The sequence below is a fragment of the Daejeonella sp. genome (assembly GCF_037719425.1).
Lineage (GTDB): Bacteria > Bacteroidota > Bacteroidia > Sphingobacteriales > Sphingobacteriaceae > Daejeonella.
The window spans coordinates 20,120-33,690 of record NZ_JBBJNI010000028.1 but is presented as its reverse complement, the minus strand read 5'-3'; the positions used below and the strand labels follow the sequence as shown (position 1 = coordinate 33,690).

At 44.4% G+C, this 13,571-nt stretch carries 11 protein-coding genes and 1 pseudogene; 4 read left to right on the top strand and 8 right to left on the bottom strand.

Annotated features, from left to right (window positions below; translation table 11 throughout):
• The 5 genes and pseudogenes from WKF69_RS05850 to WKF69_RS05830 form a co-directional block, all read right to left on the bottom strand.
• Positions 1-671, bottom strand: a pseudogene (locus tag WKF69_RS05850) (hypothetical protein); the annotation flags it as partial.
• Between the two features lie 17 nt (positions 672-688).
• Positions 689-2,041: an oxygen-independent coproporphyrinogen III oxidase gene (hemN, locus tag WKF69_RS05845; RefSeq protein WP_340380318.1), complete on the bottom strand. Its 1,353-nt coding sequence runs from the start codon at positions 2,039-2,041 to the stop codon at positions 689-691.
• Positions 2,038-3,060: an NAD(P)-dependent oxidoreductase gene (locus WKF69_RS05840; protein WP_340380316.1), complete on the bottom strand. Its 1,023-nt coding sequence runs from the start codon at positions 3,058-3,060 to the stop codon at positions 2,038-2,040. Before WKF69_RS05840 ends, hemN begins: the two co-directional genes overlap by 4 nt.
• Before the next feature lie 82 nt (positions 3,061-3,142).
• On the bottom strand, positions 3,143-4,204 hold the full coding sequence (locus WKF69_RS05835; protein ID WP_340380314.1) for a response regulator: 1,062 nt from the start codon (positions 4,202-4,204) through the stop codon (positions 3,143-3,145).
• Positions 4,201-5,388, bottom strand: coding sequence for a PAS domain-containing sensor histidine kinase (locus tag WKF69_RS05830; RefSeq protein WP_340380312.1), 1,188 nt, complete (start codon positions 5,386-5,388; stop codon positions 4,201-4,203). Before WKF69_RS05830 ends, WKF69_RS05835 begins: the two co-directional genes overlap by 4 nt.
• Positions 5,389-5,630: 242 nt before the next feature.
• Here WKF69_RS05830 and WKF69_RS05825 point away from each other — a divergent pair, with 242 nt between their 5' ends.
• Complete coding sequence (locus WKF69_RS05825) at positions 5,631-6,074, top strand: SRPBCC domain-containing protein (protein WP_340380310.1); 444 nt, start codon at positions 5,631-5,633, stop codon at positions 6,072-6,074.
• Positions 6,075-6,514: 440 nt separating this feature from the next.
• Here the strand turns inward: WKF69_RS05825 and WKF69_RS05820 are convergent, their stop codons facing one another.
• Positions 6,515-7,621, bottom strand: a complete 1,107-nt coding sequence (locus tag WKF69_RS05820) for a PAS domain-containing sensor histidine kinase (RefSeq protein ID WP_340380308.1) — start codon at positions 7,619-7,621, stop codon at positions 6,515-6,517.
• 237 nt (positions 7,622-7,858) lie between these two features.
• Between WKF69_RS05820 and WKF69_RS05815 the strand changes: the two genes are divergently transcribed.
• Entirely contained in the window at positions 7,859-8,851 is a 993-nt protein-coding gene (locus WKF69_RS05815) for an FAD:protein FMN transferase (RefSeq protein ID WP_340380306.1), read from the top strand.
• Positions 8,852-8,974: 123 nt separating this feature from the next.
• On the opposite strand, the gene WKF69_RS05810 is transcribed toward WKF69_RS05815, so the two are convergent.
• Entirely contained in the window at positions 8,975-9,151 is a 177-nt protein-coding gene (locus WKF69_RS05810; protein WP_340380304.1) for a DUF3606 domain-containing protein, read from the bottom strand.
• Positions 9,152-9,223: 72 nt separating this feature from the next.
• The gene (locus WKF69_RS05805) at positions 9,224-9,883 is read right to left on the bottom strand and encodes a DUF6766 family protein (RefSeq protein ID WP_340380302.1); all 660 of its coding nucleotides are present in this window, start codon (positions 9,881-9,883) and stop codon (positions 9,224-9,226) included.
• Positions 9,884-10,162: 279 nt separating this feature from the next.
• Between WKF69_RS05805 and WKF69_RS05800 the strand changes: the two genes are divergently transcribed.
• Together WKF69_RS05800 and WKF69_RS05795 are read left to right on the top strand one after the other, a co-directional pair.
• Positions 10,163-11,080, top strand: coding sequence for a TIM barrel protein (locus WKF69_RS05800; RefSeq protein WP_340380300.1), 918 nt, complete (start codon positions 10,163-10,165; stop codon positions 11,078-11,080).
• Between the two features lie 55 nt (positions 11,081-11,135).
• Positions 11,136-13,562 (top strand): hypothetical protein, encoded by a 2,427-nt coding sequence (locus tag WKF69_RS05795; RefSeq protein WP_340380298.1) that lies wholly within the window; start codon positions 11,136-11,138, stop codon positions 13,560-13,562.
• The last annotated feature ends 9 nt before the right edge of the window (positions 13,563-13,571 follow it).

The following is a 13,571-nucleotide window of genomic DNA, read 5'->3' as shown; positions in this document are numbered from 1 at the left end:
TAATCACTTACTTTAAGGATTACCTTTTTCCTGGGTGCCTGGTAAGCAATCGGGAAGAAATCCGGAAACTCTTCGATATACGTATACAGTCGTGGATTCATGCCAGCCGAAAGTATCAGTGAAGAGCTTAAATTACTTTCAGCAAAGCCTTTGAGCGCAGCAAGGGCGTCGGATAATTGTTCTGGCTGATCTATTGCACCCAAGATATTATTTATCTTATCAACTTTCGACATGATATTCACGTCGATCTCTCCTTTTTTAACTTGAGATCTCAGCCTGTTCTGGAGGCAGCTCCTTTTATAAGGATTGCGCTCAGTCAGCATGCTATTGTAGGCGATTCTTCCTTTCGATTTGGCTGGTAATAGCTCAAAATACCTGGTGATATCGGAGGATGAGGTAAAACCCTGAAGCTTTAGACGTTCATGCTGCTCATTTACCAGGCGATCCAGCAGATTGAGATAAGCGGTAATCCGGCGGCTACGGAAGTCGGGTTGCCCTGTTGCGATAGGAATAAAGTCAATGGGGTCGGGTGTATGAAATTCCCGCATTCTTTCGATGAGCTGATCATCAACGATAGAAACGACGGATGAAATGCCGTAACGGGCAACTTTTAACGGCGTATCAATTGAGAATCCAAGGCCAAGTACCGGAATATGAAAAGTGTGGCTCATAAAATGTAGATATAAGTTTAAACTGTTGTGCTGAAAATCTGAGTTGTGGATACATTGGATACCAGTTTCTGGTCGAAGCACATACAAATGTTCCGTAAGAACGATCTGCCGGTTTCTGTGACTATTATCCGGGCATCATTAATATAGACAAGCCCATCTTTCTCAAGAGGCCTGAGCCTGGAGACAAAACCAGGATAGAGCGGATCATTGGCTGATAATGTTGTCTTTCCGAGGCACATGATATCTAAAATGATCCTGCGTATCGTTAGATCTTCCGGTGTAAGGATATGGCCTTTAACTAAAGGAAATCTTCCTTCCGAAATATCCCGGAGGTATGTCTCTACCGACTTTACGTTTTGTGCAAATGCATACCAGCTATCGCCTATTGACGAAATTCCCAGACCAATGGAGAGTTTGGTATACTGATGGGTATAACCCATAAAGTTCCGGTGCAGCTTTCCGGATCGGGAGGCTGTAAGGAGATTATCGCCCTGAAGTGAAAAATGATCCATGCCGATATCCTGATATCCGGCTGCAAGCAGCATATTCCTGCCAAGCTCATACAAATTTCTTTTTTCTTCGTCTACAGGCAGATCTGCTTCTGTAAAACTTCTTTGCCCGGGTTTTAGCCAGGGCACATGCGCGTAACTATAGTAAGCTATACGCTCCGGCCTGAGTCTTAACACCTCAGCTATTGTATTGTTGACGCTGCTTAACTTTTGCAGGGGGAGTCCATAGATCAGATCGTAGTTGATGGAGGTATAGCCTATCTCGCGGGCTGCCTCGGTCACCTCTCTTACCTGTTGAACACTTTGCTTCCTGTTTATGATCTCCTGCACCAAGGGGTCGAAGTCCTGAATACCGAGGCTTAATCTCCGAAACCCGCAATTGTATAATGTTTGTAAATGTGCCTGGGTTGTATTTGCCGGATGGCCTTCAAATGAAAGGTCAGCATCGGGTAATATGAGTGCATTCTGACTAATGCCATAGATTAACCTCTGAAGGTTTTCGGGACTGAAGAACGTCGGTGTCCCGCCACCAAGGTGTATTTCGCGTATTCGGGGTTTACCTCCCAGTACACGATTATACATTCTCCATTCTGCTAAAATGGCATCGATGTATGGTTCTTCTACCTTGTGGTTCTTTGTTATCCTCGTAGTGCAGCCGCAATACGTGCATAAATTTTCGCAAAACGGTAAATGTATATATAAGCTGATCCCATTTGCACTACTTTCCTTATAAGACCTTCGTAGGGTGTTGAACCACTTCTGTTGATCCCAGTGGTCGTTGTTCCAGTAGGGTACAGTGGGGTAGCTGGTATATCTTGGTGCCGCTACATTGTACTTCTTGACGAGGTCTGACGAAATCATAATTCCGTTGTTGAAGGATGTGACACAGCCAGGCTAAAGTTGTCGGAGCCTTTTTCCGGAGAAGCCCAATGATCTAAATGGTCTATGGTTTTGGTAGCAATCGCAAGCAAAGCCTCTTTCGTCAGAAAAGCCTGATGTGGAGTAAGTAAAACCCGCGAATTCTGGATGAAGGCTTTTAAGAGCTTATCCTCGATAGGTTTACTGCTATGATCGAAGAAGAATACATTATGTTCAAACTCATATACATCCATTCCAATTTTGCCGATACACCCATCCTGAAGTGCTTTGTACACATCCATTGAGTTAAAAATCGCGCCGCGACTAACATTTATAAGTATGACGTTTTTCTTCATTTCCGCAATGCTTTTCTTGTCCACCATATGCAGCGTACTTTCACTCAAAGGGACATGAAAAGAAATAATATCTGATTGCTTCAGCAAGGTTTGATAGTCTGCCTGTTTTGCGTTTAATTTTTCTGCTTCCTCAGCCACATTCCGGGGATCACTCACCAGGACCGTTGCGCCGAAGCCAGTAAGGATCCTTGCCAGCGCCTTGCCTGTTTCACCAAATCCGACTATTCCAATTGTTTTATCCCGGATTGTAGTGCCGACGAGATCGTCAAGTGTGAAATCATACTGCATCATCTGGGCATGTGAGGGTATTAAGTTCCGCACAAGGGCAAGCATAAGAGCAAGGGAGTGCTCGGCAATTGATGCCGGGGAATATGCGGGTATGTTTGCCACCATTAAGCCAAGGCGTGCAGCCTCCAGGAGATCAATATGATCGGTGCCCGTTGACCGGGTGCAGATATACTTGACTCCTATGTCACTGAGCTTTCTAAGGACCGGGGCGGAGAGGTCGTCACTCGAGAATACGAGCACAGCTTCCTTGCCTTCGGCATAAGCAATGGTATCCAGCGTCAGCCGGTTGGAAATTAATGTTATGTCGTGTTTTTTTCTGTTGACACGGATGAGAATCTCTTTCTCACACGTCTTTATACTGTATGCAACTGCTTTCATCGCCAAATGATTTTCTACAAAACTAGGCTGACGGTTAGAGCCCTGCAATGAGATTAATCAGGCGAAAGAATGATCCGCATCACTATTGTTTTATTTTGCTCAGCTTAGCGAGAGAAAGAATTTTAATTACACTGGCATCTTTTGCTATCAGTTTTTCTTCCTTAAAGTCAGATAAGGTCCGGCTTACCGTTTCATTGGCAGTACCGACCATGGCTGCAAGGTCGTCCCTTGAAACCTTGAACGTCGCTGTGTCAAGATCTCTTTCGCCAAATTTCTCAGCCAGGTTTAGCAACGCATCTGCTACCCGCTTGCGAACTGAGTTATAGGCAAGCTTCAACAGCTGTTCCTGCTTCTCACGGACATTGCCTGAGAGCAGCTCAATAAATTTCTTCGAGATCCCGGGGTTCTTAAAAAGGAGCGAATGAAAATCCTCACGGGAGAGGAGGGTAAGTTCTGTATTCTCGAGTGTTTCAGCATTATTACTGCATGGCTTATTCAAAAGCACTGAATCGTAACCGAAAAACTCACCCGGTCCCAGCATACCGGTCGATATTTCCCGCCCATCCTGATAGATCATAAAGGTTCTAACGGCACCACTTTTGATCATAAAAACATGGGACAGATTATCACCATCAGAGTATACGGCCTGTTTTTTCTTGTAACTGCGCTGGCGGCTGTTTTCAGAAAGATCGTGCAGCAGTTTCGCAGATCTCGCCTCATCCATTAATACATCAAACGAAAGTGATTTTGCGGAACCTTTTGTAGCGGCCTCTTTTTTCGACAGCCGGGTCTGGATAGAGTTGAGAAGCTCCATATCGTCGAAAGGCTTAGTAAGATAATCGTCAGCGCCCATTTCCATCCCCCTGCGCATATCAATCCGCTCAGTTTTAGCGGTAATAAATATAAAGGGAATGCCTGCTGTCTGCTCATTTTTACTAAGCAGGTAAAGTACTCCGTATCCATCCAGTTCCGGCATCATAATATCGCATAAGATGATACCTGGAAGATGTTTCAAGGCAAGTTCGACACCTGCTCTTCCATTTTCCGCCGTATGGACCTGGTAACCGGCTAGCTCGAGAATCTCGGCCGTACTATCCCTGATATCTTCATTGTCTTCGATGATCAGTACCGTTGTATTTTTCATTTACGGGGAAAATTTAAAGTGATGGTGGTTCCTTTATCCTGGGCACTCTTGAAAGTTACTTTTCCACCCATCAGCTCAACATAGCGTTTTACAATATTCAGTCCCAGGCCGGTGCCGGGAATATTGCCCGTGTTATGTGCCCTGAAAAAAGGCTCGAACAGATTCTTTTGCTCTTCCTGAGGAATGCCGATGCCATTATCTTTTACAGTAATTGTAAACTCAGTATCGTTGAGTTCTGTGTTAAATTCTATAAATGTGTTCTCGCCGGAATATTTGATTGCATTGGAGATGAGATTGATCACCGAATTTTTTAACAGTGCAGGATCTAAATGTATGCTGCTGGACATGCCGGTATGCTGATAGACAATGACCTGGTTCTGCTTGGTGATCATTTGCATTTCCTCGATAATGTCCTCTGAGAATTTTACTGCATCAAAGTCCTGTAACTCCGCGCGTGTTTTACCAGCTTCCAGTTTTTCGAGCGACAGGAAATCATTTAAGATACCCGTTAGCTGGCCGACCGAATTCTTGATCTTACCCGTGTGCTTAATTATATTCTTTTGATCCGGCTTTTCGGCGTATTTTTCTATTAGCGATGCGGAGAGCTGTACTGAACTGAGCGGGGTCCGGAACTCATGGGACGCCATCGAAACAAACCGTGTTTTAAGCTGGTTAAGTTCTTTTTCCTTCTCGAGGGATACACTTACGTCCTCTTTAGCTTTTTCAAGCTCATTTACGAGGGTCTGTAATATGGCCGTCCGCTCTTTTATCCGTTCTTCAAGGACTTCCGTATATTCTTTAAGAGATCTCTCCGCATCTTTTTCCTTAGACAGATCGTGAATGAACCCGGTGTAGATCTTACGGTTCTCATATTCAACTTCACTAACTGCCAGCCTGAATGGGAAAGTACTCCCGTCTTTTCTCAATCCGCGTACTTCTCTCCCAATGCCAATGATTCTTCGTTCGCCAGTCCGTTGATGACGCTCAAGATAGCCATTATGGGCGCTTTTGTCCGGCTCAGGCATTAGAACAGAGATATTTCTACCATGCACTTCAGCTTCGTTATACCCGAAAATCTTAAGCGCGGCGGGGTTCATCGATTCTATGATGCCGCGATAGTCGATTGTGATGATGCCGTCAATGGCTGTATTGATGATAGCATGTAATAATTTGCCTTCTTCCATTTCGAGGTTAAAGTACGCAAAAATAAGAGTGCAATTACGGATGAGGGAAGAACACACGGCGCGGGTCAGATAATAACGTATATAAAAATAACTCTTACAGAAGTACCTGTAAGGATGGAATTTGAACGGAAAATGGTTCTCATCAGTCGCATTTCACCCCTTAATTTGTCTCCTTTAAGCCCCATGTCGAGATTTTTATTGTTCTAGCTTTGTTATAGTTAGACATTAAACATCAAAATCTTATGAAAAAGCTAGAGTTCACAAAAGAGATCAAGGCCCCTGTGCAGAAAGTCTGGGATACACTTTGGAATGAAGAAACATATTCTCAATGGACCGCCCCGTTTAATCCGAACGGCGGGTCAACGATACAAACCGACTGGAAAGTCGGCGGCAAGACACTTTTTTTGGATACGGAAGGCAATGGCATGATCAGTACAATTAAAAGCAAGAATGAGCCTTATGAAATGGTGTTTGAGCATCAGGGAGAAGTGATAAAGGGGATAGAGGATACAACCAGTGAAAAAGTAAAAAGCTGGGCTGGCTCCCTGGAGGAATATCACCTTTCTGAAAGCAATGGCATTACAACCCTTAAGGCTTCCGTGCAAACGGGAGAAGAGTGGGCGAAAATGATGAGTGAGGGGTTTGGGAAGGGGTTTGAGATTGTGAAGGAAATTTCAGAGAGTTGAGAGTTGACGATCACTAGTGTCCGGTAAAAACTTAAAAGTCGACAAAACATGTTCTTATGCTTTCCTCTGGAGGTTATTTACTAATTTTTTAAAAGCACGCCCCCATATAAAAATTGAAACAAGCCTGACCCCGAAGGTGGTCACATGTTTATAGTAATTATGTGTATCCGGTTTCCCGACCCCGAAGGTGGTCGCATGTGACAATGTCATACACATACGACCACCTTCGGGGTCGATTTGACGGAAATTTCTATTGCTATAAATATGCGACCACCTTCGGGGTCGAAAAGTGAATTTTTTTACCGGACACTAGTAGTTGACGATGGACAGTTGACAAATAGAAATTTGCTCCGTAGAAATCCCTACGGGGAGAGTTGAGAGTGGAGTGGGCAGTTGCTCCATAGGGGTTCCTATGGGAACAGGGGACAATGAGAGGACCGTCAGGAGATTATGGGGAGTGTGAACCAAAAGGTACTTCCTTCGCCGACTTTACTTTCGACCCAGATCTTGCCTTTGTGGCGCTCGATAATTTGATGAGACAGGTATAAGCCTATACCCAGGCCAGATATGTTCGGATCGTCTTCTACGCGATAAAAGCGGTCAAACACATGCGGGATTTTATCCGCAGGGATACCGATACCTTGATCCTTAATTCCAATTTTGACCTGGTTGGTGCCATAATGTATGAGGACGCCGATCTCTTCAGCTTTCGGCGAATACTTAATGGCATTCGTCATCAGGATAACAAGCACCTGCTCAATGCGGTGTCCATCGCCAGAGACCGTTACCGGCTCGCCGTTCGCCTGCAGCTTAATTTTGTGCGGTGCATTAGTGTGTTCAAGTAATTGGATAGCATCGGCCACAACTGCTTCAACATCAACGGAAGTCTTATTCAGATGGAGTTTGCCTGACTCGATTTTTGAGACATCAACAAGCTTGTTCACCAATGAGGAAAGCTTGCTTACCTGCTGCATGGTTTTGGCAAGGAAGCCTTTGGCCCTGTCGTCTGTAATAACACGCTCGAGGATCTGGATGTATCCGGAGATCGAGGTTAGCGGCGTTTTCAGCTCATGGCTGGCAAAGCCGATAAATTCATCTTTCTTGGAATTCAGCGATTTAAGTTCCTCATAGAGCCTCTTCGTTTCATTCTGAGCTTCAACCTGGGCGGTGATGTCTCGTGCTATCTTCGCAGCTCCAATTATCTCACCGTCAATGATAATAGGGGATACTGACAGAGAAATAGGTATGAGGATGCCGTTTTTATGGCGGCGGTAAGTTTCAAAGTGGTCAATCTTGTTTCCACTTTTAATTTCACTAATGATGTAGTCCTCTTCTTTAAGCCGCTCCGGTGGTATCAGGATCGAGATGTGTTTTCCAATAATTTCCTTTTCGGTGTAGCCAAACATCTGTTCGGCCGACTTATTCCAGCTGGTGATGATCCCATTAAGGGTTTTGCTTATAATCGTGTCGTCTGAAGTATCAATTACGGCAGCCAACAGAGACTGCTTTTCTTCCGGAGAAAGCGAATTTGTAGAGTTTGGCTGCATTAAAACGGATAAGGAAGATGTAAATTACAGGTAGTGTACAACTAAAAGTTGTAACATCCACCCTTATTTAACAATGGAATTGGGGAATTGTTCAAACTCTTTGTTAACGAAAATGTATTGTGCTATTTTACATCGATGAAACCAGGGGAACTGCGACAATGGAACTTTACACGCTGTAATATTTACGCAGGTCACAATACGTCCAGCCCGACAAAACGACCAAACACTAATACCCAAATGAAATACATTCTGATATTATCCTTTTTCCTTTCAAGTTATTGCTGCCACTCACAAGTGCTTCGAAAAAGAGCCGTGACCCTGATGGGAAGCAGGTTTGATATCACGATCGTTGCCGGGAATACTTTAGCAGCTGATGCTTACATCGATACCGTAATTAAAGAAGTAAGCCGCATTGAGAACCTCATCTCTGACTGGAGGCCCCACACCCAGGTCTCAGAAATTAACAGCAATGCCGGGATCAGGGCGGTTAAGGTAGACAGGGAAGTTTTTGAACTCACGGAACGCGCTCTGCAACTTTCAAAGATCACCAAGGGAGCTTTTGACATTAGCTTTGCTGCCATGGACCGGATCTGGAAATTCGATGGTTCAATGAAAACAATGCCTTCGCCTGAGGCAATCAAAAAGTCAGTTATGAAAGTTGGATATAAAAATATAATCCTTGATAAGGCAAATAGCACTGTGTTTCTGAAGCTCCGGGGAATGAAGATTGGATTTGGTGCATTGGGAGAGGGTTATGCTGCCGATAAATGCCGCGATTTGATGATTGCACGGGGCGTACAGGCAGGCATCGTCAACGGCTCTGGTGATATGAGGGCCTGGGGCCGGAATCCAAATGGTGAGCCATGGAAAATAGGAGTGACGAACCCTGCCGATATTAATAAGCTTTTCGTAATCCTGCCGCTTAAGGACGAAGCAGCAGTAACTTCCGGGAGTTATGAAAAGTATGTTGTGTTTGACGGTAAACGCTACGCGCACATTATAAACCCAAAAACCGGTTATCCTGCTTCAGGCTTGTCCAGCGTCACTGTGATAGGCCCTGGTGCAGAATTTGCAAACGGCTTGAGTACATCAGTGATGGTGCTGGGTAGGAAGAAGGGCTTAAGACTGTTAAACTCATTTCCGGATTACAGGGCAATATTGATAAGCGATAACGGCAGGGTGATTTCTACAAAGAATATGAATATTAACATTGCTGACCGGCTGGACTAATGGCGTTTGCCTTTCGGCCAGATATTTTTTGAACAGAAGTAATTGGATAAAAAAAAGAGCGGTATGCAGACCGCTCTTAAACTTTTAACCACATAAGCGAAACAGTATCACTTAATAAAAGCTCTATTTCTTAAAATACTCTTCGATCTTTTCCCTGGAATTGCCCACCGCCGAGATCGCTTCTTTAATTTGATCGGTACTCACCCCAAGGGTTTTCGCGATGTATTGCACTTCGTAATCTTCATTTCCGTTAACCTGCGATCTGTCGCGGCCATCCTGGACATTTTTATTGTCTGCCATAACTATATATATTTTAATTACTAACAAAAAGAAATTAAAAAGTGTTTGGAAGCATTTGATAATTGTGAATTATTATTCCCCCGTTTCTTTATGAGGTGCATCTACTGGTTTTGATTCCGGTGACCCCTTCTGTCTGAGATAGATCGAAAGAATAACTATTGAAGCGACCGACAAAAATTCGCTCTGCCAATTCTGAAAAGATTCAAACCAGAAGGATGGTTCTAAGATGAATTCCGACATCGACATCACCGATTTCCCGTTCAAAGCCTGCCCTTCATTATGGTCCAGAAAGCTGCCATATAAGTGCAAAGCCCACGAGATGAAAAACAGGATAATGAATGCCAGGGACAAGGACATACTGTAAAGTTTGAGGATCCACCCTCCCTTTTTTACTGCATACGGTGCATCCTTAGAGCTTTTCGGCTCGCGGTCAACCGGTTCTTTGCCATCCAGCTTTTTGGATTCGGACGATCCTTCTTGTCGTAAATTGATCGTCAATAAAACATATAGAGCCATCTGAAGAAATTCGCTCTGGAAGTTTTCAAAGGTTGATGAGATAAAATGGCCCGTATTAAGGTAGGTGCTAAATGCGATGGCGCTTTTTCCGGCGTCTTCGAGCGTGTTGTTGTGGTCTTGCCATCCCGTTAAGGCCTGAGCTACCAGTGTAATAATAAACAGCAGCAGGAATACGATACTCAGTCCGTTGCGATAAAAAAAAGTATGTTTTTTCATGATCAAATGGCTTTGATCTGGAAACATCTGAATAGATGATTTTGTTGCTTTTGGCTGACCCGATAATCAAAACAGGTATTATTTGAGTTATTTACATGTTCTCGCAGGGCAGAGATGGTGTTTGTTCTTAGGCAAAATATGAACCCAATTTCACTGTCCATTCAAATACCATTAAAAGCAAAGAATCTATAAAGAAAATAATAACTTGCTGTTGCGTAAGGATATTTATTCACACGTTGAGCAGGGGGTTTAGATGGGATAAATAATTAAATCAAAACAATGAAAAGAAACGAATTTCTCAAAAAGAGCCTTCTTGCAGGACTGGCTGCAACATTTGCAAATTCAGGCATAGCTGCTGCAATGCCGGGCAGCGCTAAGCCTGGAAAAACTTTTAATTTAAATTATGCCCCTCATGCCGGGATGTTTGAAAGCCATGCGGGCAAAGACATAATTGATCAGCTGAACTTTATGCATGATCAGGGTTTTCGGAGCCTTGAGGATAATGGGATGATGAAGCGACCTGTTGCAGAACAAACGAAGATCGGCGAGACTCTGGCCAGGCTGGGAATGACGATGGGGGTATTTGTAGTTGACAAGGGTGGGAATTCCGCAAATACTTTGGCAGCCGGCAAACGGGAATATATTGACATCTTTTTAAAAGGCTGTACTGAAGCCGTAGAGGTTGCAAAACGTGTAAACGCGAAATGGGTGACCGTAGTCCCGGGAGATTATGAAAGAAATTTGCAGATCGGGATTCAGACAGGCCATGTGATAGAAGCATTGCGCCGGGGTGCCGACATACTCGCTCCTCATAACATCACGATGGTATTAGAGCCCCTGAGTGACAGCCCGAATCTTTTCCTCCAGAATGCAGATCAAACGCATCTCATCTGTAAAGCTGTAAACAGCCCTGCCTGCAAAATTTTATACGATATATTCCATATGCAGCGCAATGAAGGGCAGCTTATATTGACCATGGATAAATGCTGGGATGAAATAGCCTATCTACAGATCGGCGATAATCCAGGAAGAAAGGAGCCTACAACGGGCGAGATCAATTACAAGAACGTTCTAAAGCACATTCATAAGAAAGGGTACAAGGGTGTTCTGGGGATGGAACACGGAAATTCTATAAAAGGAAAAGAAGGTGAGCTGGCGGTGATAAAGGCTTACCGGGAGGTGGACAGTTTTATATAGAACGCCGAGGTTCGCAGGGAAATTCCGATTAAAAGGCCGGTAAACCAATTCACAGATGATTAAGGACACAGAACCCGGGGCAAAAGGCTCCGATGCCGCCGAAAGCGGATACGTTAACAGGCGAAATGCTATCAAGGCTTTTAGTCTTGCAAGTCTGGCGATGTCTGGGGCGGCTATTCCGGCCTTCGCTGCAGAAGCTTCCCTGACAGCTTCCCGGAAATTAACGCACACTATTTATGGCAGTGTTAGTGAATTGAAACAAGAAGCTCTGAAAGAAGGAGAGCTTGTTCGGGTGCTGGGATATTTTAAACTCGGTGACGGCGGTGAAGCAGAATATATCGTAAAAAAGGGGGCGGGCGAAGCAGAAGCAGGAGCCATAAAGCTTGCTGGCGACACCTACGCGTCGTTGACAAATGTAAGCAGCGTTAATTATAAAATGTTTGGCGCTGTAGGCGATGGTCAGAACGACGATGGAATACAGATCAGAGCTGCTCATACTTACGCTAACCTGATGAACCTTCCTGTGATTAATCATAAGGGTGAGTTTTGGGTAAAGCAAACGAACGGTATTGAAATTATGACCAGTGTGCAGTGGGGGCATACGATCTTTCATATCGATGAAAAATTCAACACAAGATCGGTAAACAGGTTTCTGGTGCTTCCGCGTGAAAAGCCGGTTGAACTTAATTTTGATCAGGCTACAAAAGCTAAATTACTGGCACAGATAAAGCCTGGCGCAACCATCATCCCCGAATTTGCTCCATATAAAAATTTCCTTATCGTAGTTACAGACAATAATGATCGCATAGGGGTGCGAAGCGGGGAAGTTTATGCCGGGCGTTCAACGAAAGCACGCGAAGAATTTTTCTTTATCGAAGAGCATGGAAGAATAATCGGCGACCTCGCGTGGGGATTTAAAGACTATACGAAAATAACAGCCTATCCGGGAAGCAATAGCTACCTAATTATTGAAGGCGGAACCTTTTACTTCAGTGGTGAAAGTTTGAACGAAGGAGGCGGGGGATATGTTAATGTAGGCTTCAAAGTGACACGCAGCCGTACCGTTATCCGTAACCAGTGGGTGGGTCTTGAAAAAGGGAAAGCGGATGTTGCTATGGCACCCCGGACCGGATTTTATTCATTTTCCTTTGTATACGATATTCTGCTGGAAAATGTGAGCCTGATCCCATGGGAAAAGGATCGGCCGGGAACCGATAAGGATGTGCCGAACGGGACCTATGGTATTGGGGGTAATTATGTAATTAACGGCACATTTCGCAATGTAACGGCAGAGGGGAGTCCAATTCACTGGGGCGTATTTGGAACAAATCTTTTCAAAAATTTCCGCGTGGAGCAGTGCATGCTTAACCGTATTGACGTGCATTTTTATTGCTGGAACTTATACATTAAAGATTCAAAGGTGGGCACGAATGGCATAACCGTGACCGGCGGGGGCGACCTGTTTGTCGAAAATACGACATGCCGCAGCAATAGCTTTATAAGCTTTCGGAGAGATTATGGCGGTAAGTGGGATGGGGATATACGAATCCGGAACTGCAGGCATGCGCCTACGGGCAGGGGAGAAACTTACCTGCTAAGTATGGCCGCAGATGATATCGATTATAAGTACCCAATAGGATATGGTCGAACGGTTAAAATAGAAGATATGGTCGTCGATTTTAACACAGTACCAGATTCAAAAGGCGCCTCATGGCTCATGAGAATGTCGCCGTTTTCTCAGGCCGCGTATGGCGGACGAGTGTTTTTTCCATCTCATATGGAGTTCAGGAATATAGTGGTCGAGGGCCGCGAACAGGGGATGCGCCTTTTAAATATCCCGGGTCCGCAGGCATACAAACTTGCTAAGACGGGCGGTTATGATGGGGTGCAGTTAAAATCAAATTGCAAGATTGTTTTCGAGGATATTCAATTGGAGAAAATTGGTCCGCAGGATCCCCAATCCGTTGAACAGGTACATCTGCTTCTGACCAATAGCGGCAATAAAGGATACATGGATGAGTATGCCCTTTACCCGGAAATACATGTAGCGGGTTGCGGCGAGTTCTCTGCTCATTTGGGAGGCAATATTTCAGAAATATTTGTAGATCAGTGCAAGATAACCCGGTTCACCGGAAAAGAAGCTGGTTTGATGCCAGGGTCGCTAAGCTTTATGAACTGCAAATTCGAGCCGGCAGTCAAAAGCACGGGAAAGCAATTTTACCTTTTGGGGTCAGAGCTTGGTACAAGTTTTATTAACTGCATAGTATATTCACCCCGTGTGGATAATACTGCAAGGCCTGAAATGATCGACCAAATAGGATTTATGGCGATTAATAAAAGTGTTCAGTACAACCATATAAACACCCGGCTTGGCAATGATATTCTTGCTCATTTGAAAAGCAAAGGCATCAAATTGAAACCCTCATTTATCTCAATGCTGAAAGCGCACCATGAACTTGAATCAACCATCGTACCGGGGTAAATTTAAATC